Source organism: Streptomyces showdoensis (genome assembly GCF_039535475.1).
Classification (GTDB): Bacteria; Actinomycetota; Actinomycetes; order Streptomycetales; family Streptomycetaceae; genus Streptomyces; species Streptomyces showdoensis.
On record NZ_BAAAXG010000002.1, the window covers coordinates 326,430 to 349,484 of the forward strand.

The 23,055-nt window shown below is 75.2% G+C and carries 25 protein-coding genes; 8 read left to right on the forward strand and 17 right to left on the reverse strand.

What is annotated here, in order from left to right:
• Window positions 1-34 precede the first annotated feature (34 nt).
• The gene (locus ABD981_RS01490) at window positions 35-1,141 is read right to left on the reverse strand and encodes an ABC transporter ATP-binding protein (protein ID WP_046911546.1); all 1,107 of its coding nucleotides are present in this window, start codon (window positions 1,139-1,141) and stop codon (window positions 35-37) included.
• A gap of 179 nt (window positions 1,142-1,320) precedes the next feature.
• On the opposite strand from ABD981_RS01490, the gene ABD981_RS01495 reads away from it, so the two are divergent.
• The 3 genes from ABD981_RS01495 to ABD981_RS01505 all read left to right on the forward strand — a co-directional run bounded on the left by ABD981_RS01495 (window position 1,321) and on the right by ABD981_RS01505 (window position 3,600).
• Window positions 1,321-2,109: a FadR/GntR family transcriptional regulator gene (locus tag ABD981_RS01495; protein ID WP_345527488.1), complete on the forward strand. Its 789-nt coding sequence runs from the start codon at window positions 1,321-1,323 to the stop codon at window positions 2,107-2,109.
• Complete coding sequence (locus tag ABD981_RS01500) at window positions 2,060-2,917, forward strand: cache domain-containing protein (protein ID WP_123955147.1); 858 nt, start codon at window positions 2,060-2,062, stop codon at window positions 2,915-2,917. The genes ABD981_RS01495 and ABD981_RS01500 overlap by 50 nt, the downstream gene beginning before the upstream one ends.
• 182 nt (window positions 2,918-3,099) lie before the next feature.
• Entirely contained in the window at window positions 3,100-3,600 is a 501-nt protein-coding gene (locus ABD981_RS01505) for a tetratricopeptide repeat protein (RefSeq protein ID WP_046911548.1), read from the forward strand.
• Between the two features lie 50 nt (window positions 3,601-3,650).
• Here ABD981_RS01505 and ABD981_RS01510 read toward each other — a convergent pair whose 3' ends face one another.
• The 4 genes from ABD981_RS01510 to ABD981_RS01525 form a co-directional block, all read right to left on the reverse strand.
• Entirely contained in the window at window positions 3,651-4,082 is a 432-nt protein-coding gene (locus ABD981_RS01510) for a LysR substrate-binding domain-containing protein (RefSeq protein ID WP_165591026.1), read from the reverse strand.
• Window positions 3,974-4,306 (reverse strand): LysR family transcriptional regulator, encoded by a 333-nt coding sequence (locus ABD981_RS01515; protein ID WP_338058660.1) that lies wholly within the window; start codon window positions 4,304-4,306, stop codon window positions 3,974-3,976. The genes ABD981_RS01510 and ABD981_RS01515 overlap by 109 nt, the downstream gene beginning before the upstream one ends.
• A gap of 67 nt (window positions 4,307-4,373) precedes the next feature.
• Window positions 4,374-4,706: a cupin domain-containing protein gene (locus tag ABD981_RS01520; protein WP_046911549.1), complete on the reverse strand. Its 333-nt coding sequence runs from the start codon at window positions 4,704-4,706 to the stop codon at window positions 4,374-4,376.
• 80 nt (window positions 4,707-4,786) lie between these two features.
• Window positions 4,787-6,013 carry an MFS transporter gene (locus tag ABD981_RS01525; protein WP_240495463.1) on the reverse strand — a complete coding sequence of 409 codons (1,227 nt, stop codon included), beginning with the start codon at window positions 6,011-6,013 and terminating at the stop codon, window positions 4,787-4,789.
• Window positions 6,014-6,102: 89 nt separating this feature from the next.
• Here ABD981_RS01525 and ABD981_RS01530 point away from each other — a divergent pair, with 89 nt between their 5' ends.
• Both ABD981_RS01530 and ABD981_RS01535 read left to right on the forward strand, forming a co-directional pair.
• Window positions 6,103-7,017 (forward strand): LysR family transcriptional regulator, encoded by a 915-nt coding sequence (locus ABD981_RS01530; RefSeq protein ID WP_046911551.1) that lies wholly within the window; start codon window positions 6,103-6,105, stop codon window positions 7,015-7,017.
• A 4-nt stretch (window positions 7,018-7,021) separates the two neighbouring features.
• The gene (locus tag ABD981_RS01535) at window positions 7,022-7,912 is read left to right on the forward strand and encodes a DMT family transporter (RefSeq protein WP_046911561.1); all 891 of its coding nucleotides are present in this window, start codon (window positions 7,022-7,024) and stop codon (window positions 7,910-7,912) included.
• Here the strand turns inward: ABD981_RS01535 and ABD981_RS01540 are convergent.
• The 8 genes from ABD981_RS01540 to ABD981_RS01575 form a co-directional block, all read right to left on the reverse strand.
• Complete coding sequence (locus tag ABD981_RS01540) at window positions 7,909-9,072, reverse strand: oxygenase MpaB family protein (RefSeq protein ID WP_046911552.1); 1,164 nt, start codon at window positions 9,070-9,072, stop codon at window positions 7,909-7,911. The two genes, ABD981_RS01535 and ABD981_RS01540, sit on opposite strands and share 4 nt — an antisense overlap.
• 115 nt (window positions 9,073-9,187) lie before the next feature.
• Window positions 9,188-10,258, reverse strand: a complete 1,071-nt coding sequence (locus ABD981_RS01545; RefSeq protein WP_046910024.1) for a polyprenyl synthetase family protein — start codon at window positions 10,256-10,258, stop codon at window positions 9,188-9,190.
• On the reverse strand, window positions 10,251-10,529 hold the full coding sequence (locus ABD981_RS01550; protein WP_046910025.1) for a hypothetical protein: 279 nt from the start codon (window positions 10,527-10,529) through the stop codon (window positions 10,251-10,253). The genes ABD981_RS01545 and ABD981_RS01550 overlap by 8 nt, the downstream gene beginning before the upstream one ends.
• An 86-nt stretch (window positions 10,530-10,615) precedes the next feature.
• Complete coding sequence (locus ABD981_RS01555) at window positions 10,616-11,923, reverse strand: M20 metallopeptidase family protein (RefSeq protein ID WP_240495364.1); 1,308 nt, start codon at window positions 11,921-11,923, stop codon at window positions 10,616-10,618.
• Window positions 11,924-11,981: 58 nt separating this feature from the next.
• Entirely contained in the window at window positions 11,982-13,634 is a 1,653-nt protein-coding gene (locus ABD981_RS01560) for an acyl-CoA dehydrogenase family protein (protein ID WP_046910026.1), read from the reverse strand.
• The gene (locus ABD981_RS01565; RefSeq protein ID WP_046910027.1) at window positions 13,618-14,259 is read right to left on the reverse strand and encodes a TetR/AcrR family transcriptional regulator; all 642 of its coding nucleotides are present in this window, start codon (window positions 14,257-14,259) and stop codon (window positions 13,618-13,620) included. The genes ABD981_RS01560 and ABD981_RS01565 overlap by 17 nt, the downstream gene beginning before the upstream one ends.
• A 43-nt stretch (window positions 14,260-14,302) precedes the next feature.
• On the reverse strand, window positions 14,303-14,842 hold the full coding sequence (locus ABD981_RS01570) for a hemerythrin domain-containing protein (RefSeq protein WP_123954860.1): 540 nt from the start codon (window positions 14,840-14,842) through the stop codon (window positions 14,303-14,305).
• A gap of 52 nt (window positions 14,843-14,894) precedes the next feature.
• Window positions 14,895-15,479, reverse strand: a complete 585-nt coding sequence (locus tag ABD981_RS01575) for a TMEM165/GDT1 family protein (RefSeq protein WP_046910028.1) — start codon at window positions 15,477-15,479, stop codon at window positions 14,895-14,897.
• A 331-nt stretch (window positions 15,480-15,810) separates the two neighbouring features.
• On the opposite strand from ABD981_RS01575, the gene ABD981_RS01580 reads away from it, so the two are divergent.
• The 3 genes from ABD981_RS01580 to ABD981_RS01590 are packed head-to-tail and all read left to right on the forward strand — an operon-like array spanning window position 15,811 to window position 19,103.
• Window positions 15,811-16,542 carry a TetR/AcrR family transcriptional regulator gene (locus ABD981_RS01580; protein ID WP_123954861.1) on the forward strand — a complete coding sequence of 244 codons (732 nt, stop codon included), beginning with the start codon at window positions 15,811-15,813 and terminating at the stop codon, window positions 16,540-16,542.
• On the forward strand, window positions 16,539-17,918 hold the full coding sequence (locus ABD981_RS01585; RefSeq protein ID WP_046910029.1) for an MFS transporter: 1,380 nt from the start codon (window positions 16,539-16,541) through the stop codon (window positions 17,916-17,918). The genes ABD981_RS01580 and ABD981_RS01585 overlap by 4 nt, the downstream gene beginning before the upstream one ends.
• Before the next feature lie 39 nt (window positions 17,919-17,957).
• Window positions 17,958-19,103: a PP2C family protein-serine/threonine phosphatase gene (locus tag ABD981_RS01590; protein ID WP_046910030.1), complete on the forward strand. Its 1,146-nt coding sequence runs from the start codon at window positions 17,958-17,960 to the stop codon at window positions 19,101-19,103.
• 83 nt (window positions 19,104-19,186) lie between these two features.
• Here the strand turns inward: ABD981_RS01590 and ABD981_RS01595 are convergent, their stop codons facing one another.
• The 4 genes from ABD981_RS01595 to ABD981_RS01610 all read right to left on the reverse strand — a co-directional run bounded on the left by ABD981_RS01595 (window position 19,187) and on the right by ABD981_RS01610 (window position 23,054).
• Window positions 19,187-19,405 carry a heavy-metal-associated domain-containing protein gene (locus tag ABD981_RS01595; protein ID WP_046910031.1) on the reverse strand — a complete coding sequence of 73 codons (219 nt, stop codon included), beginning with the start codon at window positions 19,403-19,405 and terminating at the stop codon, window positions 19,187-19,189.
• Window positions 19,406-19,510: 105 nt separating this feature from the next.
• Complete coding sequence (locus ABD981_RS01600) at window positions 19,511-20,875, reverse strand: NtaA/DmoA family FMN-dependent monooxygenase (RefSeq protein ID WP_046910032.1); 1,365 nt, start codon at window positions 20,873-20,875, stop codon at window positions 19,511-19,513.
• A complete protein-coding gene (locus ABD981_RS01605) occupies window positions 20,872-22,035 on the reverse strand; it encodes an LLM class flavin-dependent oxidoreductase (RefSeq protein ID WP_046910033.1) in 1,164 nt (387 codons plus the stop codon). The genes ABD981_RS01600 and ABD981_RS01605 overlap by 4 nt, the downstream gene beginning before the upstream one ends.
• A gap of 434 nt (window positions 22,036-22,469) precedes the next feature.
• Window positions 22,470-23,054, reverse strand: coding sequence for a nucleosidase (locus ABD981_RS01610; RefSeq protein ID WP_240495365.1), 585 nt, complete (start codon window positions 23,052-23,054; stop codon window positions 22,470-22,472).
• Between the last annotated feature and the right edge of the window lies 1 nt (window position 23,055).

Here is a 23,055-nt window from a genome sequence, read left to right on the forward strand (position 1 = left end):
CGGAGGGCGGTGGGGGCGGAGCGGTCGGAGGGGATCAGGCCCGGGGCGCGGGCGCCTGAGCGTCCGTCCGGGCGTCCGCACCCGGGGGCTCGGACGCCGGAGCCGGCACGGACGCCGGGACGCCGACGGCGTGCCGCGGGTGCCAGCGGAGGCCCACCCGCGCGCCCCGGAAGGCGGCGAGGTCGGCGGAGGAGGTCTCCAGGTTCTGCTGGACGGCGGTGAGCCGTCCGCCCGCGTCGAGGTCGACCAGGAAGCGGGTGGAGCCGCCCAGGTAGACGACCTCGGCGACGGTCCCCGCCGCGCTCGTGTGGCCCGGCTCGGCGGGTGCGGCCGGGTCCTTGACGACGCGGATCTTCTCCGGCCGGATGCTGTACGTGCCGGAGGTGCCGAGCAGGGTCCGCGCGCTCTCGCCACTGAGCAGGTTGGAGGTGCCGACGAAGCCGGCGACGAAGGGGCTGGCGGGGCGCTCGTAGATCTCGGCGGGGGAGCCGACCTGCTCGATCCGGCCCTGGTGGAAGACGGCGATCCGGTCGCTCATCGTCAGGGCCTCCTCCTGGTCGTGGGTGACGAACACGAAGGTGATGCCGACCTGCCGCTGGATCGCCTTGAGTTCGACCTGCATCTGCTCGCGCAGCTTGAGGTCGAGGGCGCCCAGCGGCTCGTCGAGGAGGAGCACCCGGGGGCGTCCGACCAGGGCGCGGGCCAGGGCGACGCGCTGCCGCTGGCCGCCGGAGAGCTCACCCGGCCGGCGCCTGCCCAGCCCTTCGAGGCGGACCTGGGCGAGCGCGGCGCGGGCCCGGACGAGGCGCTCGGCCTTGCCGACCCCGCGCACCTTCAGTCCGTAGGCCACGTTCTGTTCGACCGTCATGTGCGGGAAGAGCGCGTAGTCCTGGAAGACGGTGTGGACGTCCCGCTCGAACGGGGCGAGCCGGGTCACGTCCCGGCCCGCCAGTTCGACGCTGCCCGCGCTCGGGGTCTCGAACCCGGCGATCATCCGCAGCACGGTCGTCTTGCCGGAGCCGGAGGGGCCGAGCATCGAGAAGAACTCCCCGTCGGCGATCTCCAGGTCCACCCCCGCCACTGCCTCGGTCCGGCCGTAGCTCTTGCGCAGTCCTGAGAGCCGGATCGCCATTCCCTCCATGGGCGGGAACCTTTCTGGTGCGGTGGAGCGTTCTGACGAGCGTGAGCGTAAACATATGAAGTCATAGTTCAAATCTCAAGACCCCCTTAAGGTAAAGGCTGAGTCAACGCGCGAGGTGGTACACCGTGAGGCCAGACGGCAGACAGGGCGCGGGCGCGCCGGGGAGCGCCCGCAGGACCGTGTTCACCCCCGTCGACACCCGCGCGCGGGTCGACGCGGTGGTGCGCAGGCTCGGCGACGCCATAGAGCTCGGCCTCCTCGCCGACGGCGAGCAGCTCCCCGGCGAGACCGAGCTCGCCGCCCAGCTGGGCGTCTCCACCGTGACCCTGCGCGAGGCGCTCATGGCCCTGCGCCAGCAGGGGCTCGTCACCACCCGGCGCGGCCGGGGCGGCGGCAGCTTCGTCACCCTCCCCGAAGGGCCTCCCGAAGACCGGCTGCGCGCCCGCCTCGCCGACTGGTCCACCGAGGAGCTCCGCGACCTCGGCGACCACTGGGCCGCGGTCTCCGGAGCCGCCGCGCTGCTCGCCGCCCGGCGCACCCAGCCCGGCGACCTGCGCCCGCTGGCCCGGACCGTCGACGAGTTCACCGCCGCCGAGGACTCCGCCGCCCGCAGCCGGCTCTACGGACGCTTCCACGTGGAGCTGGCCGCCGCCGCCCAGTCGGCCCGCCTCACCCGCGAGGAGATCGCGCTCCAGACCGAGTTGGGCGCCCTGCTCGTCCTCGTCCTCGACGACACCGCGTATCTCGAATGCGTGGCGGATCGTCACCGCTCCGTGATCTCCGCCGTGCAGGATGAGGCCGACGAGCGGGCCAGGGAGCTGGCCGAGCAGTGCGTGCGCGAGTCGCTGGGCCGGCTGGTCGCCCTGCGGCTCGCTCCCCCCGCCCGCGCACCCGAGCCCCGTCCCGAGGAGGACACCGATGGCCAGGAGCACCGGGCTCGCCCGCCCCACGGGGGCCGCCGCCCCTGACCGGGCCCGCATCCTCGGGACCGGCACCGAGGCCGGCCCCGACTCCGGAGCCGGCGCCGATTCCTCCGCGGACGTCGGCGCCGACGCCGTCGCGCGGCGGGTCCGCGACACCCTGGAGGGCGTCTTCGCCGCCGTCGCCGCCACCCGCGCCGACACCGCTGCCCTGCTCACCGCCGCGGCCGCCGCCGGCCGGCCCCCCGTCTCCGCCGACCTCGCCGCACTCCGGCCCGGCCTGCACGGCCGGCTCGCCGCCCAGGACCTCGTCTCCGGCGCCGGGTTCGTCGCCGCGCCCGGTCTCCTCGGCGACGTACCGGCCTGGCTGGAGTGGTGGCAGCGCGGGCCCGAGGGCACGGTCCGCCCACTGCTGCTCGACCTCGACCCGGAGCACTCCGCGTACTCCGACTACACCCACTGGGACTGGTACGCGCTGCCCCGCGAGACCGGGCAGCGGGCCGTCGCCGGGCCGTACGTCGACTACCTCTGCTCCGACGAGTACAGCCTCACCCTCTCCGCCCCCGTCCACCTCGGCGGACGCTTCGTCGGGGTCGCCGCGGCCGACGTCTACTTGCGGCACTTCGAGGCGGCCGTCCTGCCCGTGCTCCAGCAACTCCCCGTCCCCGCGCGGCTGGTGAACGCCCGCGGCCGGGTCGCCGCCTCCACCGACCCCGGCCACCTCGGGGGCTCCCTCACCAAGGGCCCCGACCTCGCCGCCGTCCTCGCCGCCCCGCCGGCCGTCCACCGTCACGGAACCCTGCGCCTGACGCCCTGCGCGGGCACCCCGCTGGTGCTGGTGACACCGGAACCGTGAACGGCCCCCGGGCGCTGCCGACACCACCGGTACGCGACGGTCGGCACCACCGGTACGCGCCGGTCGGCGCCACCCGAGCCGCCCGGTCGGCGGAGCGGCCCCACGACCGGCCCCGCAGCAGGACGTTCCACGACCTGGCGGTCCCTGTCGGCGCGTCCCGGCCGAGCTGCGAGGATGACCCCATGAGCACCGAGGACAGAGACACCCTGCTGGCCGAGGCGGTCGCCCTGCGCGAGCGCGGCAGCCGCGAGGAGGCCCGCGAGCGACTCGTCGCCCTGGCGGCCCGCCACCCGGCCGACCCCGAGGTCGCCTACCAGGCCGCCTGGGCCCACGACGTGCTCGGCCTGGAGGCCGAGGCGGTGCCGTACTACGAGAGGGCCCTGGCGGCGGAGGGCCTGGCCGCCGAGGACCGCAGGGGCGCACTCCTGGGCCTCGGCAGCACCTACCGCACCCTGGGCCGCTACGAGGAGGCCGTCGCCACCCTGCGGCGCGGCACCGAGGAGTTCCCGGAGGACGGCGCCCTCCGCACCTTCCTCGCCATGGCCCTCTACAACACGGGCCGGCACCACGACTCCGCCCGGCTCCTGCTCCGCCTCCTCGCGGAGACGAGCGACGACCCGTTCGTCCGGCAGTACCGGAAGGCCATCGCGTACTACGCGGAGGACCTCGACCGGGTGGAGTGACGGGGCGGCGGAAGGCCCGCCGAGGGGAGCGGGGCACGGGCCGTCGGGGACTACGTCTCCGACGCCGCCGGGAGGGCCGTGCGCAGCCGGTCGAGGAGGACCCGGGCCGCCGGGCCCGAGGGGCCGGCGGCCTGCCAGGCGAGGGCGATGCGGGCGCGCATCCCGGGTTCGACGATCCGCACGCTGCGGAGCTCCCCGCCGGCGGCGGGCCCGTCGTCCTCCCCCGCGAGGACCGCGACGCCGAGGCCCCGGGAGGCCAGCCGGGCGAGCGTCCCCGGGGCGGCCGCCTCGAACGTCACCCGCGGCCTGAACCCCGCCTGCGCGCAGCCGCGTTCGAGCGCCGCGCACACCCCCGTACCGTGCGGCAGGCAGATCAGCGGCCGGTCGCGCAGCGCGGCGAGCGGCACCCCGGCGCCGTCGGTGTGGTCGAGGAGCGGTTCGCCCGGCGCGACGGCGGCGACCAGCGGGACATCGACGACCACGTGGTGGGGCCGCTCCCGGCGGCGGTTCCTCCGCCGCCGTCCCGAGGAGCGCGATGTCGAGGCCGCCCCAGCTCCTTCTCCAACTGGCGGATCCGGGCGCTGAGACCGGGCTGGGCCAGATGCAGCCGGGCCGCGGCGCGGGTGAAGCCGCCCTCGTCGACGACGGAGACGAAGTAGCGCAGTTGCCGGAGCTCCATAACCGGTGATTCCAGAGCGCAGCACATCTGCCCGTGGATCTGTCGTCCGACGCACGACAGGCACGGCCCCCGGCCTGACCCCGCCGGACGGGTGCTAGTCGTTCACCGCCGTCAGGAGCACCACCGAGTCCTCCAGGGCGGTGAGCCCGTGCCGTTCCTTCGGGATCATCTGGAGCCCGCCCGCCGCCACCTCCTGCGCGCGGCCCGAGGCGGTCAGTTCCACCCGGCCGCGCAGGACCTGGAGGCTCGCCGCCGGGGGCGCGTTGTGCTCGTCGAGGGAGGTGCCGGCGGTCAGCGCGATCACGCTCTGCCGGAGCACGCCGTCGTGCACCACCAGATGGGCGCTGCGGCCGTGGGGCGAGGTGCGGGCCAGGGCCAGGTGGTCGTCGGCGAGAGCGCCCAGGTCGAAGGGGGCGGGCTGCTGCATCGTGTCTCCCTGTGAGGGGCGCGGACCGGTACCCCCAGCCTTGCGCGTGGCGGGCGTGGCGCAAGTCGGGGCCGGGCGCCTCAGACCCGGGCGGCGCGGCGGCGCCGGGCGGCGGCCCGGGCGCCCGCGGTGGTGAAGACGCCTGCGGCGAGGACCGTGGCCCGCCAGCCGTACGCCCCGTACAGCCACGCCGCCGTGAGCGAGCCCAGGGCGCCGCCGCCGAACGTGGCCAGCATGAAGACCGTGTTCGCCCGCGCGGCCACCTCGCGGCCGAGCCCGAGGACCCGGGCCTGGTTCGCGACCTGGCAGGCGCTCGTGCCCAGGACGACGAGGCCGGCGGCCGCCACCAGGGCCACCGGCGAGCGCGGCGCCAGGCCCGCGACCGCGAGCCCGAGGCCCACGCACCCGAGGGCCCGGCGGCCGACCCGGCCCGCGCCGAGCCGGTCGGTGAGCGGCCCCGCGTACGCCGAGGCCAGCGCGGCCGGCACGGTGAGCAGCCCGAACAGTCCGGCCGCCCCCGGCCCGTACCCGAGGGGCGGGGCCGCCAGGTGGAAGACGAGCGCCGCCCAGAAGACGCTGTACGCGGCGAAGACGCACGCCCCGACGAGCGCCGACCGGCGGAGCGCCCGGTGGAGGCCCAGGAGCCCGGGCAGTCCGGCCAGCATCCGCCCGTACGGCACCCGGCGCCGGTCCGGCGCGCCCAGTCGCTCCGGCAGCGCCCGCGGCAGCACGCAGAGCAGGGCGGCCGTCGCCGCGGCGGCCACCAGGTAGGCCGCGCGCCAGCTGCCGCTCGCGTCGGACACGGCGCCGGAGACGGTCCGGGACAGGGTGGAGCCGAGGGTGAGGCCCAGGCCGATCAGGCCGACCACCCGGCCGCGCCGCTCGGCGCCCGCGAGGACGGCCGCCACCGGGGTGAGGATCTGCGGCAGCACGGTGGTCGTCGACAGGGCGAGGGTCGCGAGGAGGAGCGTGAGGACGTTCGGGGCCGCGGCGGCCACGAGGAGCGCGCCGGCGGTCAGGGCGAGCAGCGTTCCCGTCAGGCGGCGCAGCCGGGCGGTGTCCGCGAGCGGCACGAGGAGCAGGAGGCCCAGCGCGTAGCCGGCCTGCGCCGCGGTGGCGACCAGTCCGGCGGTCCGGTCGGAGACGCCGAGGCCGTCGGCCACGGCGGCGAGCAGCGGTTGCGGGAAGTAGATGTTGGCGACGGTCACCGCCCCGGCGAGGGCGAGCACCAGCACGTTGACGGGAGCGGGCGCGGGCGCGGGAGCGGGAGCAGACGCGACGCGTGGGCGGGAGGGGAGGAGGGTCACGTCCTCAGCGTTCCGTCCGGGGGCACCGCCCATCAAGGTGCAACAATGCAAGCGGCGTTGAGTCAGGCTAAACGATCGGAGGCGGCCCGGTGCTCGAACGGCATGAACTGGAGGCGTTCCTGACCCTCGGCGACGAGCTGCACTTCGGCCGCACCGCCGAGCTCCTCGGCGTCTCCACCGGCCGGATCAGCCAGACGATCAGGAAGCTGGAGCGCCGCGTCGGCACCCCGCTCTTCGCGCGGACCAGCCGCAGCGTCCGGCTCACCCCCGTCGGCCGCCGCCTCCACGAGGAACTCCGCCCGGCCCACCGGCAGATCCTCGCCGCCCTCGAACGCGCCACCACCGCCGGACGCGGGATGCTCGGCACCCTGCGGGTCGGCTTCGCCTCCCCCTGGGGCGGCGCCCTGCTCACCGCCGCGGCGGACGCCTTCCTCGCCGACCACCCCGGCTGCGCGATCACCCTCCGGGAAGTCCCGCTCGACGTCGGCACCCGCCCGGTCGAGGACGGCGAGCTCGACCTCCAGTACGCCACCTTCCCGGCCGCCGCCCCCGGCCTCACCGCCGGACCGGTCCTGATCCGCGAGGACCGGGTGCTGCTCGTCGCGGCCGCCCACCCGCTGGCCGGGCGCGCCTCCGTCGGGCTCGACGACCTCGCGGGGGAGACCCTGGTGACCTCCGGCGCCGGCCACCCCCGCGCCTGGCGCGAGGCGCACTACCCGACGCGCACCCCCTCCGGCGCGGCCGTCCGCCACGGCCCCTCCGCCGCCACCTGGGAAGAGGTGCTCTCCCTGGTCGGCGCCGGCCGCGGCGTCTCCCCGGGCGCGGCCCGCGGCGCCCGCTACCACCCGCGCCCCGGCATCGTCTACGTGCCCTTCCACGACGCCCCGCCCCTGGAGTACGGCCTCGTCTGGGCGACGGCCGCGGAGTCCGCCCTGATCAGGGCGTTCACCGAGACGGCGGCGCGTGTCCCTGCCGAGGACGGGGGGACACCGGGGCTACGGTGAGCCGGTGCAGCGCGCCGAGGACCGGCTGACGCTCGCCGCGTTCGCGGCCACCGCGTTCCTCGCCGGCGGCAACGCGGTCGGGATCCGCTTCAGCAACCGAGAGCTCGACCCCCTGTGGGGTGCCTCCCTCCGCTTCGGCACGGCCTCGTTGGTCCTGCTCGCCGTCATGGCCGTGATGCGGCTGCGGTTCCCGCGCGGGAAGGCGCTCGCCGGAGCGGCCCTGTTCGGCCTCCTCGACTTCGGCGTGCCCTTCGCCCTCGCCTACTACGCCCTCGTCCACGTCCACGCCGGACTCGCCCAGACCGTCCTCGCGCTCACGCCCCTCGTCACCCTGCTCCTCGCCGTCGCCCAGCGTCTCGAACGCTTCCGGGTGACCGCGGCCGTCGGGACCGTCCTCGCCGCCGCCGGAGTGGCCGTCATCTTCCGGGTGCCGCTCAGCGGCTCGGTGCCGCTGTTCTCCTTCCTCGCGATCCTCGGCAGCACGTTCTGCTTCGCACAGGCGGCGGTCCTGGTGCGGCGGCTGCCCGAGGTGCACCCCGTCACCATGAACGCCGTCGGCATGACCACCGCCTCCGTGCTCCTCCTCGCGGGCTCGGCCGCCGCCGGCGACGTCTGGCGCCTCCCGCACCGCCCCGCCACCTGGTGGGCGCTCGCCTACCTGGTCGTGGTCGGCTCCGTCCTCCTCTTCGTGCTCTACCTGTTCGTGCTGCACCGCTGGGACGCGTCCCGCGCCGCGTACGTCTTCGTCATCGTCCCCGTCATCACGATCGTGCTCTCCGCCTGGCTCGACGACGAACCCCTGACCTCCTCCCTGCTCCTGGGCACGCCGCTGATCCTCGCCGGCGTGTACGTGGGCGCGCTGTGGCGCCGGCCCCGGGACCGGGACGCCTCCTAGGAGCCCAGCACGGGCGCGGGCGGGGTCCAGCGCCGGGTGCGGGGGACCGTGGACGCGACCCCGAAGTCGGCCTTGAGGTGCTCGGGGATGGCGTAGTGCATCACGCGCCCCCGGGTCAGGGAGGAGAGCTCGAAGACCGTGGTCAGGTGGCCGATCCGGTCGAGGGCCCAGGCGCCCAGCGGGGAGTGGTCCTCGATGGTCTCCAGGACGCCCAGGAGGTGCGGCACGGCCTTGACCACCGTGTCCCACGCGGTGCGCGGCACCTCCAGCCAGTCGGCGGAGGTCTCGCCGACGAGGAAGCGGATCAGGGCCGAGACGATCGGGTCGAAGAAGGTGCCGGGCACGACCTCCTCGTACAGGTCGATCAGCTGCCGGGTCAGCACCGCGCCCTCCGCGGAGGGACCCATGTACCGGATCATGTAGCGGTCGAGGAACTCCCTGGCCTCGGCGAGGTCCTGCGGGACGCTGTCCTGGTCGACCCCGAGCATGGCGCCGACGACCTTCCACGCGTAGTAGTAGGCCTCCGCGCCCTCCGTGGACATGTGGACACCGAGCCGGTGCAGGCTGTCGAGGACGAGCATCGAGAAGAACATCTGCCCGCCGATCATGTCCTCCTGACAGATCGGCACCCCCAGAGCGGCGGTGTCCCAGCGGTCCTCGCGGGTGAGGTGGTGCCGGATCGAGGCGTGCAGGAGGCGCACCTTCTGGGCGGCGGGGACGAACCGGCCGCCGGCCTCGAAGGCGTCGGGCCGCATCAGGTGGACGGTGAACTGGCCGGTCTCGGCCATCCGCTTGGACGGGTACGCGAGCCCGTGGGTGGTCGCCAGCAGCTTCGCCACGTGGGGGACGAGGTAGCAGGCGGGCATGGAGGCGAAGGACAGCGCGGTCGTGATGTGCACGTCGTTGTCGATGAAGAACAGCCGGGCCTTCTCCATCTCCTCCCAGTCCACCCAGGACGGAGCCGCGCTCGTGACGTGGAGGTACTCGCGCGCCACTTCGGGCAGCCCGTCGGGCAGGGGGGCGCCGGCGACGGACACGTACCGCATCAGGGTGTTGAACTTTCCGACCTCGCCGCGTTCGAAGAGCGTGGCGACCGTGGCGTCGGCGAGTTCGTCGCCGGTCCGGCGCAGGGCGTCCATCGACGCCTCGGTGAGGGACATGCGGGGCTCCTTGGGTCTCCTTGCACGGGGGTCGTACGCAGGGGAGGGGAGGGGAGGGGAGGGGAGGGGAGGGGAGGGGACGGGGCGGGGCGGGACGGGAACGGGCGGTACGCGGTCAGGAGGGCCGGATCGCGGCCGAGTGCGCGAGCGCGGTCAGGGCGGCGGCGCTCGCCGGGGCCACGTCCAGGGAGCCGAGCGCGCCCAGCGCCTCCTCGACCCGCGCGGCGATCATGTCCTCGACCCGGTGGGGCGCCTTCAGCCGGAGCATCAGCGCGCGGACCTCGTCCAGCGCGCCGCGCTCCGTCCGAGGGTCGCCGTCCGGACCGCCCCGCCCCAGGAGGGCGCGCAGCCGGTCGCGGTCACCCGGCCCGGCGAGCCGCCAGGTCTCGGCGAGCAGGGCCGTGGGCCGGTGGCCGCGCAGGTCGTCCCCGTCGGACTTGCCGGTGCGCTCCGGGTCGCCGAAGAGCCCGAGCAGGTCGTCCCGGAGCTGGAACGCCTCGCCCAGCGGCAGCCCGTACGCCGCGTACCCCTCGCCCAGGAGCCGCCCGGCGCCCGCGAGGGCACCGCCGATCAGCAAGGGCTGCTCCACGGTGTACTTCGCGGTCTTGTAGCGGATCACCTTCAGCGACGCCTCCGTGTCCGGGACGGCGCCGGTGTGCAGGATCTCCAGGCACTCGCCCGCGACCAGGTCGCGGGCCAGCAGTGCCCACAGCGGACGGGCCCGGCCGAGATAGGCGGCGGGCAGGCCGCTGGTCACGAACAGCTGGCCGGCCAGCGACATCAGCAGGTCGCCCACGAGCATCGCCAGCGAACGGGCGGCGCCGGCGGCCCGCGGATGGTGCGGCAGGGCGGCGCGCAGCGCGAGGTGCGCGGTGGGCCGGCCGTGGCGGAGCGGGCTGTCGTCGACGAGGTCGTCGTGCACGACGGCCGCCGCGTGGACCAGTTCGAGCGCGGCCGCCGCCCGCAGCAGGGCCTCGCTGTCCGGCTGCCCCGCCCCGCGCCAGCCCCAGTAGCAGAACGCCGCCCGCAGCCGCTTGCCCGCCGCGACCGCCGTCTCCAGCTCGACGGCGACCGGCGCCAGGGCCGGGTCGACCGCCGCCAGCAGATCGGCCTCCTGGGCGACGAAGCGGTGCAGCGCGGTGTCGACGCGGGCCTTGAACGCGGCCGGGTCCCAGGCCTCAGTCATCGGCGGAGCCCCGCCGGTCCCGCACGTGCCGGGCCAGCACCTCCAGGTGCGGCGGCGGTGCGGCGGCGTACCGGTCGAGCGCGAGGCGGCCGCGTGCCCTCAGGTCCCGCTCGGCCTCGGAGGCCAGCTCGGCCGCGTCCGAACGGCGCAGCAGCCCCCGGACCGTGCCCAGCGCCGACCCCAGCGTGCTCACCGCCAGATCGGCGAGTCCCGCCACGAGTAACACGGCCTGGTCGTCCAGGCCTTCGGGGCGTCCCTCGTCCCGCGTCATGTCGTCCTCCCACCTCGGATGCGTCCGGTCCAGCGTGACGCGGTGCGCGGCGGGAGACCGACGGAACTCACGAACGAGTGAACGAGCTACGGGGAGGTGGTCAGCGCCCCCGTGAGGTGCGCGTACGCCACCTGCGCGTGCAGCCGGACCCCGGTCACCAGGGTGTCGTCGTCCGCGTAGAAGTGCGGGTTGTGGTTGGTGACGAGCCCGCGCCCGCCGGGCACCGGGACCGGACGCCCGGCGGCGTCCAGGGTGGCGTCCTGGACGCCGAGCGTCACGTAGAGGCCGCCGAAGCGGTCGATGAACTCCGACACGTCGTCGTAGCCCAGCGTGCCGCCGGTCTCCACCACCCGCTCCTCGCCGGCCACCCGGCGCAGGGTCGGCAGCCCCGCGGCCACCCACTCGGCGCTGTTGTGGACCGGCGGCACCGGCTGGAGGTAGTCCACGGCGGCCGTGGCGTTGTACGCGGCCGCCGTGTGCTCGGCGAGCGTCGTCAGGCGCCGCTGCACCTCCGCCATGTCCGACGCGACCGCGCAGCGGACGGTGCCCCACAGGGTGACGGTCTCGCCGATGATGTTGAAGCGGCCGACGTCCTCGACGTGCCCGATGGTGACGGTGACCGGGTCGAAGGCGGAGACCTGGCGGTAGATCTGTCCGATCCCGGTCATGATGCCGCCGGCCGCCGGCATCGGGTCGACGCCCTGCCACGGGGTCGAGCCGTGCACCTGCTTGCCGGTGACGACGATCCTGACCAGCGTGGACGCCGCGTACTGGTTGCCGACGCGGTAGCCCACGTACCCCTTGGGGTACGGGGTGACGTGCATCCCGAAGACCATCGTCGGCACCGGCCCGGCGAACGCGCCCGCCTCCACCATGGCCCGCGCCCCGCCCTCCTCGGTGACCGGCGGTCCCTCCTCGGCGGGCTGGAAGACGAACAGCACGGTTCCGGGGAGGCGTTCGCGCGCCCCGGCGAGGACGGTCGCGGCGCCCATCAGCATCGCGGTGTGGCAGTCGTGCCCGCAGGCGTGCGAGACGGGGAACGGGCCGCCCGGGTACGCCGCGTCGACCACCTCGGAGGCGAAGTCGGCACCGCACAGGTCCCGCACGGGAAGGGCGTCGATGTCGGCCCGCAGCGCCACCGTGCGCGGCCCCGGGAGGCCGCCCCGCAGCACCCCGACGACGCCGTGCCCGGCGATGCCCGTGCGGACCTCGTCGAGCCCCAGCGCGCGCAGGTGGTCGGCGACGAACCGCGCGGTCTCCACCTCGCGGTTGGACAGCTCGGGATGACGGTGCAGATGGCGGCGCCAGGCGATCACCTGGGGCGCCGCCTTCTCCGCGCTCCGGTCCAGTTCCTCGTGGATCTCGTGGATCTCGTGGTCGGGTTCCGTGCTCACGAAGGCCTCCGTCTCACCGTGAGGGGCCTTCAGGGTGCCACGGGGGCGTCGGTTCCGGTCAGGCCGCCGGGAAGCCCGGCGCGCCCCGCTCGATGATCGCCGCCGTGTCCAGGCCCGGCGGGAGGGTGCCGAAGGCGATGCCCCATTCCCCGTCCAGGCGGGAGGCGCAGAAGGCGTCGGCGACGGCGGGGTGCCCGTGCCGGACCAGGAGCGAGCCCTGGAGGACGAGGGCGAGGTGCTCGACGATCCGGCGGGCGCGGTACTGGAGCGCGTCGGGGTCGCCGAGCTCCGCGAGGTCCTTGCGGAGGCGGGCCGTCGCCGCGTCGAGGCGCCGGTCGGCACCGGCCGCCCGGTCGACCTCCGCGAAGAAGGCGTCCACGGCCTGCGGCTGACGGGCCATCGCGCGCAGCACGTCGAGCGCGGCCACGTTGCCCGAGCCCTCCCAGATGGAGGGGAGCGGCGACTCGCGGTACAGGCGCGGGAGCCCCGAGTCCTCGACGTAGCCGTTGCCGCCCAGGCACTCCAGGGCCTCGGCCGCGTGGGCGGGGGCGCGCTTGCAGACCCAGTACTTGGTGACGGCGAGCCCGAGGCGGCGCAGCTGCTCCTCCTCGGCGTGCCCGGCCGCCGCCCGGTCCACCGCTCCCGCGAGGCGCATCGCGGCGACCGTCGCTGCCTCGGCCTCGACCGCCAGGTCCGCGAGCACGTTGGTCATGAGCGGCTGGTCGACCAGCCGGGCCCCGAAGGCGCTGCGGTGCGTCGCGTGGTGCACGGCCTGGACGAGCCCCTGGCGCATCCCGGAGGCCGAGCTGACGGCGCAGTCGAGCCGGGTCATGTTCACCATCCGGATGATGGTGGCGACCCCGCGGCCCTCCTCGCCGACGAGGTGTCCGAGGGCACCCTCGTACTCGATCTCGCTGGAGGCGTTGGAGCGGTTGCCGAGCTTGTCCTTGAGCCGCTGGAAGCGGATCGCGTTGCGCGAGCCGTCGGGCAGCACCCGCGGCACCAGGAAGCAGGACAGTCCGCCGGGCGCCTGCGCGAGGGTGAGGAAGACGTCCGACATCGGCGCGGACGTGAACCACTTGTGCCCGGTCAGCGCGTACGTCCCGGGCTCGCCCGTGGGAACCGCCCGGGTGGTGTTGGCGCGGACGTCCGAGCCGCCCTGCTTCTCGGTCATGGACATCCCCGCGATGATCCCGCGCTTCTCCGTCGGGACCCGCAGCCCGAAGTCGTAGGCCGAGGAGGTGAGCAGCGGCTCGTAGACCGCGGCGAGCTCCGGCGCGGCGCGCAGCGCGGGCACCGCCGCGTACGTCATCGAGATCGGACACAGGTGGCCCGGGTCGGCCTGCCCCCACACGAAGACCTTCGCGGCACGGGCCACGTGCGCGCCCGGCCGGCCGTCGGCCCAGGGCGCGCCGTGCAGACCGTGCTGCACGGCCACGTTCATCAGTTCGTGCCAGTACGGGTGGAACTCGACCTCGTCGACGCGGTGCCCGTACCGGTCGTGGGTGTGCAGCACGGGGGAGTTCCGCTCGGCGAGCCGCCCCCACTCCTGGGCCTGCTGACCGCCTGCCATCACGCCCAGCTCCCGGACGTCGGTCTCCGCCCACTCCGCGCCCTCGCGGCGCAGGGACTCCAGGAGCGCCGGGTCGGCGGAGACGTCGTAACCGGTCAGCGGCGGGACTTGGTTGGTGACCTCATGCGTGGCGGGCATCGGCAACTCCCAGGGCTCGGAGGGTGAAGGTGACCAGGGCGGGTACGGTGCCGGGCCCGACGGTCTCCCCGGCCGTCGGGTCGGCGGACGGTCCGGTCAGCGGGCCGATGAGCGCCTCGGCGCCCGCGCCCACCAGGGCGGAGGCGGTCACCCGGGCGTCCTGGGGCGGGAGTTCGCCGCTCTCGACGCCGGTGACGACCAGCGCGGCGAAGACGTCGCGGAACGCGCGCCGGAAGACGAGGCGCTCGGCGTCGACGGCCGGGTCGACCGGCTCGGCGAGCAGCGCGTAGGCGAGGCGGGGCGCCTTGAGGGCCCGGGTCGCGAAGGTCTCTATGACGGCCACCACGCGGTCGGCGGAGGTCCGGTGCGTGTCCAGGGCCGCGGCCTCGGAGACGGCGGCGACCTCGCGTCCGACGACCGTGCGGAACAGCTCGACGGAGAGCGCGGCCTTGCTGGGGAAGTGGCGGTACACGCTGCCGGTGGCGATGCCCGCCCGCGCGGCGACGGCGGCCATGGTGCAGCCGGCGTAGCCGTGCTCGGCGAGCAGCCCGAGGCCCGCCTCGACCACGGTGGTGCGCTGTGCGTCGAAGCGGGCCTGGACCGCCGGTGTGCGTCGGTAGGGCATGGAAGGAGTGAAGCAGTGATTCATTCCTTCATCAAGGACCCGCTCACCGCTCCGTGGGATCCCGCAGGCCACGCAGCGCGAAGTCCTCGAAGCCGGCGGGCAGCGGGCCGGCGGACCCGTCGAGCCCGTTCAGGGCGGCGACGAGCTTGCGTTCCTCGTACGTGAAGTGGGACTCGACCAGGGCGACGAGGCCGTCCAGCTCCCCGCTGATCCGGCGGACCTCGGCGGGGTCCGGCTCGGGGCCGGTGCCGAGTCCGTCGACCAGCTTCTGCACGGCCCGCAGGATCTCCGTCACCTGTTCGTGGTCCCGGGACAGCTCGTCGAGCACGGGCCGCAGCTCGGGGTGGCTCCGGGCGAGGGTGGGGAAGACGCCCTCGTCCTCGGCGGTGTGGTGCCGGGTGAGGGCGGAGCAGAACGCGAGGCAGTGGGACCGCAGTTCGCGCGGGCGCTCCCCGCCGGAGGCGAGATGGGCGGCCACGTCCGCGCGCAGGCGGGCCAGCTCCTCGCGGAGGTAGAGGTGGACGTCGACGAGTTGGTTGCCGAACGCCGCGAGGCGGTCGGTCGGTTCGGGACGGAGGGACATGCCCGCATCGTAGGTGCGCGGGCACGTCCCCGGGTACGGTCCGCCGCCGGCCTCAGCCCGTGAAGATCTCCACGAGCGACCAGATCGCCAGCGCGGCCATGCAGACGCCGCCGATCCGCTGCACGGTCTTGAGCGGGACGCGCTTCGCGATGAAGCGGCCCGCGACGAGCGCGAGCGCGGACACGCTCATCAGGGCTGCCGCGGAGCCGATCGCCGTCGACCAGGTGCCGTTGGTGGCGGCGAGGTTGGCCGTGGTGATCTGGGTCAGGTCGCCCCACTCGCTGATGAAGACGGCCATGAAGGCGGTCGAGTAGACGGGCCAGAAGCCGGTCACGGTCTTGCCGCCGGTGTCGTCCTCGTCCTCGTCGCCCCCGCCGCGCAGCAGCATGAAGGCGCCGAAGCCGAACATCAGGGCCGAGACGAGCTTGACGCTCCAGTCGGGGAGGAGTCCGAGCAGGCTGCCCGCGCCCACGGCGATGGCCACATGGACGATGAACGCGGTCGAGGTGCCGAACCACACGTACAGCGGACGCATGCGCGTGCCCATGGCGAGGGACGCGAACATCGTCTTGTCGGGAAGCTCGGCGAGGAAGATCAGCCCGAAGGCGGTGATGATCGCCAAGGGGTCGAGGTGCATACCGGGAGCTCTCTGCTCGGACCGGGCCCGGGCCCGACACGGCGCCTGGTGGGGCGACGGGAGGACCACTCGGCCCGGCATGACGAACCACGCCCACAGGTGCGGGCGCGGCGATGATGCCTGGCCGAAGGTCTCGCCCGTCCGCGCTTCCGCGCGGACCCGGTCACCGGGAGTCCGAGGACTCCAGTGTGTCGACGACCGGTTCGCAGGGCTACTCCCCTTCGCTGCCCACCAGTGTAACGGACAGCTCGGGCCGACTGTCGTAGACGGTGTCTACTGCGCCGCTCGAGGGGGGTAGACAGTGTCTACCAAGATCGGATAGACAAGGCCCATGCCCGCAGAATCCGCAGAGCCAGCAGAATCCACAGAGCCCGCAGAATCCGCAGAGTCGGCGGAGTCGGCAGAGTTCGACGACTCGGCCGACTCCACTCCGTCTCCCGCCTCCGTCGCCCCGCCGTCCTCGCCCGAGACCGGGCTGCGCGACCGCCTGGTCCGGGTCGGCGTCGAGCTCGTCGACGCGGAGGGCGCCCAGGCCCTGTCGCTGCGCGAGATCGCCCGCCGGGCGGGGGTCTCGCACGGTGCGCCCCGTCGCCACTTCCCGACCCACCTGGACCTGCTCTCGGCCATCGCCCGCGAGGGCTTCCGCGAACTCGGCGCCCGCACGGCACGGGCGGAGGCGGAGGCGGAGGCGGAGGGGGGCACGGAGGGGGAGCGAGCGGCCCGCGCGCGGATCGAGGTCCTCGCCCGCGCCTACCTCGACTTCGCGCGGACCCGCAGCGGGATGTACGAACTGATGTTCCGCCACGATCTCCTGGAGAGCGGCCGGCTCGGCCTGCGCGACACCAGCCTCCCGCTCTTCGCCGGCTTCGTCGCCCTCGTCGCCGAGGCCCGCCCCGATGCCGACCCCGCCACCGCCGCCGGCGCGCTCTGGGCCAACCTGCACGGCATCGCCCAGCTCTGGCGCTGGGGCAGCCTGCGCCTCGCCACCGGTGCGGAGGACGTGGAACCGCTCCTCGCCGCCACGCTCCGGGCGCACCTGGGCCCGGCCGGGGGCGCCCGATGAGCCGCACCGCCGTCGCCGTCCCGCCCGTCACCGCGACCCGGCACCGGGTCATCGCCCTGACCTGCAGCGTCGTCGGAGCCGCCGTCGTCGCCCTCGACGGGACCGTGCTGACCGTCGCCCAGCCCGTCCTCCAGCGCGACCTCGGCGCCGGCCTCGGAGAGGTGCAGTGGACCAGCACCGGCTACCTCGTGGCCGTCGCCAGTCTGCTGGTGTTCGCCGGCCGGCTCGGCGACCGGTACGGGCACCGCCGGGTCTTCGCGGTGGGCTGCCTCGGCTTCGCCGCGGCCTCCGCCGGGATAGCCGCCGCCCCCGGGATCGGCACGGTGATCGCCCTCCGGGTCGTCCAGGGGATCGCCGGCGCCCTGCTTCAGCCCGCCACGCTCGGCATGCTGCGGGCCGCCTATCCGCCCGACCGCCTGGGCATGCCGGTCGCCCTGCGCACCAGCGCCATCGGTCTCGCCGCCGCGACCGGGCCGCTCCTCGGCGGCGCGCTGGTCGGCGCGTACGGCTGGCGTGCCGTCTTCCTGATCGGCGTGGCCCCCACGGCGGCGCTCGCCCTCCTCTGCCTGGCCGTACCCGAACGGCGCGAGGCCCCGCCGGCCGCCGGTGCCCCCGGCCGCCCCGGACCAGGAGCCCTGGACCTCCCCGGCGCCGCCCTCCTCGGCCTCGCCCTCGCCTGCCTGGTCCACGGGCTCGTCACCGGCACCCCGGTCGCCCTCGCCGCCGCCGCGCTCGCCGCCCTCCTCCTCGTACGCCACGAACGGCGCGCCCCGCACCCCCTGCTGCCGCCGGCCCTGCTGCGGCCCGGGCCCGTCACCGCCGGGCTCGGGACGCTGCTCGCCTTGTCCGCCGCGTTCTCCGGCACCCTCTTCGCCGCCACCTACCTCTTCCAGGACACCCTCGGCCTCGACCCGCTGGACACCGCCCTGCGGATGGTCCCGCTCGCCGCGCTCCTGGTGCTGGGGGCCCCGGTCAGCGCCCTGCTCCACCGCCGCTTCGGGGCCAGGGCCACGGCCACCGGGGGAGCCCTGCTCACCGCGCTCGGCGTGCTGCTGCTCGGCCTGCCGGGCGCGGCGGAACGGGCCCTGTCCGCCGGGGGCTGCGCGGCCCTGATCGGGGCCGGATTCGGGGCCGTGATGGTGACCGCGACCTCCGTCGTCGTGCACCGGGCGCCGCCCGAGCACGCCGGGGTGGCCGGCGGGCTCCAGCAGACCGCGATGAACACGGGACCCGTCCTCGGCGTCGTCCTCGCCTCGCTGCTGCTCGCCTCCGGCACCGCCCTGCCCGCGCTCGCCGCCGTCGCCGTCCTCGCCGTACCCGCCGCGCTCGCGCTGCCCGGACCGCGCCGGGACGCTGACACGCCACCGGCGACGTAACGCCCGGGTCCGGCCCCGCCCCGTACGTACGATCAGTCAATGCCCACAGGTGGTCACCGTCTCACCACGCCCAAGGGGACGCGCACCCAGTTCACCATCGGTCTCGCGCTGCCCCTGCTGGCCCTCGCGCTCGTGGTGGTCGTCGACCTCGTCACCTCGCAGGGGCAGCACTTCGACCGGCTGCTCGTCATCGGCCCCGCGCTCGCCGCCGTCACCTGGAACGTGCGCGGGACCGTCGCCATCGGCCTGCTCGCGATGGTGCTGCGGCTGGCCCTCGCCCTGGCGCAGGGCGATCCCGCGCAGGACATCCTCGCGGCCGAGGCCGTGCTGGCCGCCGTCATCGCCGCCGCCGTCTGGGTCAGCCGGGTCCGCGCCCGCTACGAGCAGGACATGCGGGAGGTCACGGCCGTCGCCGAGGTCGTCCAGCGGGTGCTGCTGCGCCCGCTGGCCCCCCGGCTCGGCCGGGTCGAACTGCACCTGCTGTACCTCGCCGCCGCCGCGAAGGCCCGGATCGGCGGCGACTTCTACGAGGCGGTACGGGTCCCCGGCGCCGTCCGCGTCATGCTCGGCGACGTCCAGGGCAAGGGCCTCGGTGCCGTGGAGAGCGCCTCCGTGCTGCTCGGCTCCTACCGCGGCGCCGTCACCGACGCGCCCGACCTCCCGGCCCTCGCCGACCGGCTCGAAGAGGGCCTGGAGCGGTACGGCACCTGGGACCCCGAATCCGACGTCACCGAGCGCTTCGCCACCGTCCTGCTCCTCGAACTCCCCGACGACGAGGACGTCGTCCGCCTGCTGAGCCTCGGCCACCCGGCCCCGCTCCTCCAGCACGGGGGACGGGTGCGGCCCGTCGAGCTGACCGACCCGTCGTTGCCCGTCAACCTGGCCGGGCTGTGCACCTCCCGGCACCGCGTGGAGCAGGCGCCGTTCGGACCGGGGGACCGGCTGCTGCTGTTCACCGACGGGGTCAGCGAGACCCGGGACAAGGCGGGCGTGTTCTACCCGCTGGAGGACCGGCTCCGCGGCTGGGCGGACGTGCCGGCCGACCGGGTCCTGCCGCTGCTCCAGGACGACCTCGCCGCCTACGGCGCGGACGGCCTCGACGACGACGTGGCCGCGCTGCTCCTCGTCCGGCCGCCGGAACCGGCCGCCGGGCCCCCCGCGGCCGGCGCGGCGGCGCAGGGGTAGCGGGCGGGACCCGGACGCCGGGGAGGGGCCGGGTGCGGTGCGCCCGGCCCCTCCCCGGTCACCTCCTGGACCCCGGCCCCCGGTCAGGCGCGGCCGTGGAAGTCGTAGCCCGCGTCGTCGATGGTCGTGGAGATCAGCGCGTCATCCGGCTCGGCGCTGGTGTTGACGGTGACCAGGCCGGTGGAGATCTCCACGCTCACGGTGTCGACGCCGTCCAGTCCGCGCAGGGCCTCGGAGACGATCGCCTTGCAGTGACCGCTGTTGACACCGGAAACCTTGTACGTGGTGGAGAAAGCGGACATGGGAACCTCCTGAGCGTGTGCGCGTGATACCCCCAAGGGGTATTCCGTTGATCCATTTCTACCCCCAGGGGGTATCCCGCGCAAGGAGGGTTCCGGCCGTCGGGCTCAGGCCAGGGGCGGCAGCTCGAGGTGCTCCCGCAGCGTCGTCCCCGTGTACGCCGTGCGGTACGCCCCGCGCTCCTGGAGCTCCGGGACCAGCAGGTCCACGATGTCGTCCAGGCCGTCCGGGATCAGGTACGGCGAGATGTTGAAGCCGTCCAGGGCCCCGTGCCGCACCCAGCGGGCGAACTTCTCGGCGAGTCCGGCGGCCGTGCCGACGTGACCCCGCTGGGGACCGAGCTCGATCACCGTCTCCCGCAGCGACCAGCCGTTGGCCTCCGCCCTGGCCCGCCATTCGGCCACCACGCCCCGCGGGTCCGCGATCCGCGCCGAGCCGAACGCGCCCGTGTTCTCCTCGACGACCGGGTCCTCCGCGGGCAGCGGCCCGTCCGCGTCGCGCTCCGAGAGGTCCAGGTTCCACAGCCGGCTCGCGACGGCCAGGGCCGTCGCCGGGGTGACCTGCTCCAGGCGCACCCAGCGGGCCTTCTCCTCCGCCTCCTTCTCGGTCGCGCCGATGACGATCTCCGTGGCGGGCAGGATGCGCAGCGCGTCCTCCGGACGTCCCGCCGCGCGCAGCCGTCGCCGGATGTCCTCGGCGAAGCCGAGCGCGTCGTCGAAGTCCCGCCCGTGCGCGGAGAAGATGACGTCCGCGTTGCGCGCCGCGAAGTCCCGGCCGTCCGGCGAGTCGCCCGCCTGGAAGATCACTGGATGCCCCTGGGCGCTGCGCGGCAGCGCCGGCACCAGGTCGACGTCGAACTGCGCCCCCGCAGCCCGCACCCGGCCTATCGTGCCCGGCACCGACCAGCTGCGGGCCTCGACCGAGTCGGTGACGGCGCCCTCCGCCCAGCCGTCCCAGATCGCGCGGGCAACCTTGAGGAACTCCTCGGCGCGCGTGTACCGGTCGGCGTGGTCGAGGAAGCCGCCGCGCCGGAAGTTGGCGCCGGTCCAGGCGTTGTCCGTGGTCACGACGTTCCAGCCGGCGCGGCCCCCGGAGAGCAGGTCGAGGCTCGCGAGCCGGTGGGCCAGGTCGCCCGGCTCGTTGAAGGTCGTGTTGGAGGTGGAGACCAGGCCGATCCGGTGGGTGACGGCCGCGAGCGCGGCGAGCTGGGCGAGGGAGTCGGGCCGCCCGGCGACGTCCAGGTCGTGGATGTGCCCGTCGGTCTCGCGCAGCCGCAGCCCGTCGCCGAGGAAGAAGGCGTCGAACAGGCCGCGTTCGGCGGTCTGGGCGACCTTCCGGAAGGAGGCCGGGTCGATCTGGGAGCCGCTGGCGGGGTCGGACCAGATGGTCCAGTGGTTGACGCCCTGGAAGAAGACGCCGAAGTGCAGCCGGGCGTCGGGACGGGGGACGTCGTGCGGGTCGGTGCCGGTCATCGGTTCCCCTCCCGGGTGGTGGCGGGCGTGGTGGCGGAGGCGGCGGTCGCGGAGGCGGAGGCCGTGGTGGCGAAGCGGCTCTCGGGCCGGGGGAGTCCGAGGGTGGTGCGCAGGGTGGTGCCCGGCAGCGGCCGCGCGGCGATCCGGCGTACGAACAGCTCGGGGAGCACCAGCCGGGAGAGCACCGCCAGGTCCTCGTCGAGCACCAGCGGGTGCAGCCGCACCCCGTCGACCACGGCGCTCAGCTCCTCCAGCAGATCGGCCAGCCCCTGCGCGGAGCCGGTGTACCGCAGCCGGCCGGGCGGCCGGCCCGCGCCCTCGTCCCAGGCGGCGAAGCGGTCCAGGTCCGCGATCCGCTCGGCGGCCGTCTCGCCCGGGGTGTCCAGGGCGACCTCCAGCTCGGCGAACGCCAGCGGCGCCCCGGAGGCGGCCGCGGCCTCGCCGAGGACCGCGGGCGAGGAGCCCTCGACCAGGGCCACGTCCACGAGCCCGGGCGGGACGAGCCCGGCGGGCGCCAGGACCACCGGCCTGCCCTGCGGGGGACGCGGCACGATCGCCGGGCCCTTCACGCTGTACGTCTCGCCCTCGAAGTCGACGTAGTGCAGCCGCTCGCGGTCGAGGTAGCGGCTCGTGGCGACGGACCGGATGACGGCGTCGTCCTCCCACGAGTCCCACAGGTCACGCGCCACCTGGAGTCCGTCCAGCGCCTCGCGGCGCAGCGCCGGCTCGCCCTCCACCCGGGGCCGTCCCCAGGCGCGGGCGGCCTCGGCGCTCTCCTCCACCCCGAGCACCCAGCCGGCCCGGCCGACCGAGACGTGGTCGAGCGAGGCGATCCGGGTCGAGACGTGGAACGGTTCGGCGTAGGTCGTCGCGAGGACCGGCGCCACGCCGATCACGCTGGTGGACGCGGCGATGAACGCGGCCCGTTCCACCGCCCCGATCCGCCCCGCGGGTCCGCCGACGGCGGCCGAGGCGGGCGGCAGGACGGAGTCGTCGAGGGTGACCAGGGTGAAGCCGGCGTTCTCGGCGACGGCCGCCACCTGGGCGGTCCGGCGCGGCGTCAGCAGCTCTCCGGGGGCGTGGGCGGCGCGGCGCCACGCGGCGGGATGGGCACCGTCGCCGTCGATCTCGACGGCCAGGTGCAGGGCAGGGTGAGGCATGGGGGTCCTTCCGGAACGACACGGCGAAACGCGACGGCGCGCCGCCCGGAGCCGTGACGGCACGGCGGGCGCCGGCCCGGGACCGCGCGCGGGCGCGGTGCCGGGGTGGGATTCAGCGGTGTGCGGAAGGACAGATGGCGGAGGCGGTGCGGCAGAAGTCGACATGCCGCCGGCAGCTCAGCAGAGCCCCCGCCCACACGACACCACGACCGCGACGCGGCGCGGCGAGGGGTGCGGGCACGGGAGCCTCCAGGGTCCGGAAGGGAACGCCCCAGCTTAGGCAGGCACGGTTCCGGGATGTCAAGGCGGTTCTGACTGGCGGACGTTCGGGCGGATCCGCTGGTCGGCCCGCCTGCCGCCGCGACCGCCCGGGCAGCGCGGGAGCGGGCGTGGGGGCGGGGGTAGCGGCGGTGGGGGGCGGGGGGAGCGGCGGGCTACGCCCGGTACGCCGTGTTCGCCGCCGCCCAGTCCGCGAGCGCGCGGGCGCATTCGGCGACCGACTCGCGCCAGCTGCGGGCCGCGCCCTCGCCCGCCTCGTCGCTGACGTGCTTCACCAGCCGGACCGGGACCCCGGCGAGGCAGGCTGCGGTGGCCAGGGCGTACCCCTCCATGTCCACCAGGGCGGCCCGGGCCGCGAGCCGCTCCCGCGCGGCCTCGTCCGAGATGAACGCGTCACCGGTCGCGAGGACGACGTCGCCGCCGGCCGGCAGGCTGAGCGGCTCCCCGTAGGTCTCGCCGGTGAGGGTGGCGAGCAGCGCGCCGTCCAGGTCGTGCTGGATGACCGTGCCGACGACGTGGGTGCCGGTCATGCCGGGGCGCAGCGCGCCCGCCGTGCCCAGGTTGACGACCTCGGAGGGGCGCGGCCCGCGGGCGAGCACGGTGGAGAGCGCCGTCGCCGCGTTGACCTTGCCCATGCCCGTGAGCAGGATCGGCAGATCCGTGTCCAGGTACTGCGCCTCCTCCTTGACCGCGAGGACGAGCAGGGGACGGCCGGCCGTGATCTCACCCGAGAGTTCCATG

Excerpts from the sequence above, each read along its gene's own strand:
- ABD981_RS01570 (WP_123954860.1), bottom strand. The coding sequence starts at position 14,842 with ATGTCCCTCCGTCCCGAACCGACCGACCGCCTCGCGGCGTTCGGCAAC.
- ABD981_RS01600 (WP_046910032.1), bottom strand. The coding sequence starts at position 20,875 with ATGACCGGCACCGACCCGCACGACGTCCCCCGTCCCGACGCCCGGCTG.
- ABD981_RS01540 (WP_046911552.1), bottom strand. The coding sequence starts at position 9,072 with ATGTCCCTCACCGAGGCGTCGATGGACGCCCTGCGCCGGACCGGCGAC.
- ABD981_RS01575 (WP_046910028.1), bottom strand. The coding sequence starts at position 15,479 with ATGCACCTCGACCCCTTGGCGATCATCACCGCCTTCGGGCTGATCTTC.
- ABD981_RS01610 (WP_240495365.1), bottom strand. The coding sequence starts at position 23,054 with ATGGAACTCTCGGGTGAGATCACGGCCGGCCGTCCCCTGCTCGTCCTC.
- ABD981_RS01515 (WP_338058660.1), bottom strand. The coding sequence starts at position 4,306 with ATGTGCTGCGCTCTGGAATCACCGGTTATGGAGCTCCGGCAACTGCGC.
- ABD981_RS01560 (WP_046910026.1), bottom strand. The coding sequence starts at position 13,634 with ATGCCCGCCACGCATGAGGTCACCAACCAAGTCCCGCCGCTGACCGGT.
- ABD981_RS01565 (WP_046910027.1), bottom strand. The coding sequence starts at position 14,259 with ATGCCCTACCGACGCACACCGGCGGTCCAGGCCCGCTTCGACGCACAG.
- ABD981_RS01605 (WP_046910033.1), bottom strand. The coding sequence starts at position 22,035 with ATGCCTCACCCTGCCCTGCACCTGGCCGTCGAGATCGACGGCGACGGT.
- ABD981_RS01545 (WP_046910024.1), bottom strand. The coding sequence starts at position 10,258 with ATGACTGAGGCCTGGGACCCGGCCGCGTTCAAGGCCCGCGTCGACACC.
- ABD981_RS01590 (WP_046910030.1), top strand. The coding sequence starts at position 17,958 with ATGCCCACAGGTGGTCACCGTCTCACCACGCCCAAGGGGACGCGCACC.
- ABD981_RS01550 (WP_046910025.1), bottom strand. The coding sequence starts at position 10,529 with ATGACGCGGGACGAGGGACGCCCCGAAGGCCTGGACGACCAGGCCGTG.
- ABD981_RS01520 (WP_046911549.1), bottom strand. The coding sequence starts at position 4,706 with ATGCAGCAGCCCGCCCCCTTCGACCTGGGCGCTCTCGCCGACGACCAC.
- ABD981_RS01585 (WP_046910029.1), top strand. The coding sequence starts at position 16,539 with ATGAGCCGCACCGCCGTCGCCGTCCCGCCCGTCACCGCGACCCGGCAC.
- ABD981_RS01500 (WP_123955147.1), top strand. The coding sequence starts at position 2,060 with ATGGCCAGGAGCACCGGGCTCGCCCGCCCCACGGGGGCCGCCGCCCCT.
- ABD981_RS01490 (WP_046911546.1), bottom strand. The coding sequence starts at position 1,141 with ATGGAGGGAATGGCGATCCGGCTCTCAGGACTGCGCAAGAGCTACGGC.
- ABD981_RS01595 (WP_046910031.1), bottom strand. The coding sequence starts at position 19,405 with ATGTCCGCTTTCTCCACCACGTACAAGGTTTCCGGTGTCAACAGCGGT.
- ABD981_RS01505 (WP_046911548.1), top strand. The coding sequence starts at position 3,100 with ATGAGCACCGAGGACAGAGACACCCTGCTGGCCGAGGCGGTCGCCCTG.
- ABD981_RS01580 (WP_123954861.1), top strand. The coding sequence starts at position 15,811 with ATGCCCGCAGAATCCGCAGAGCCAGCAGAATCCACAGAGCCCGCAGAA.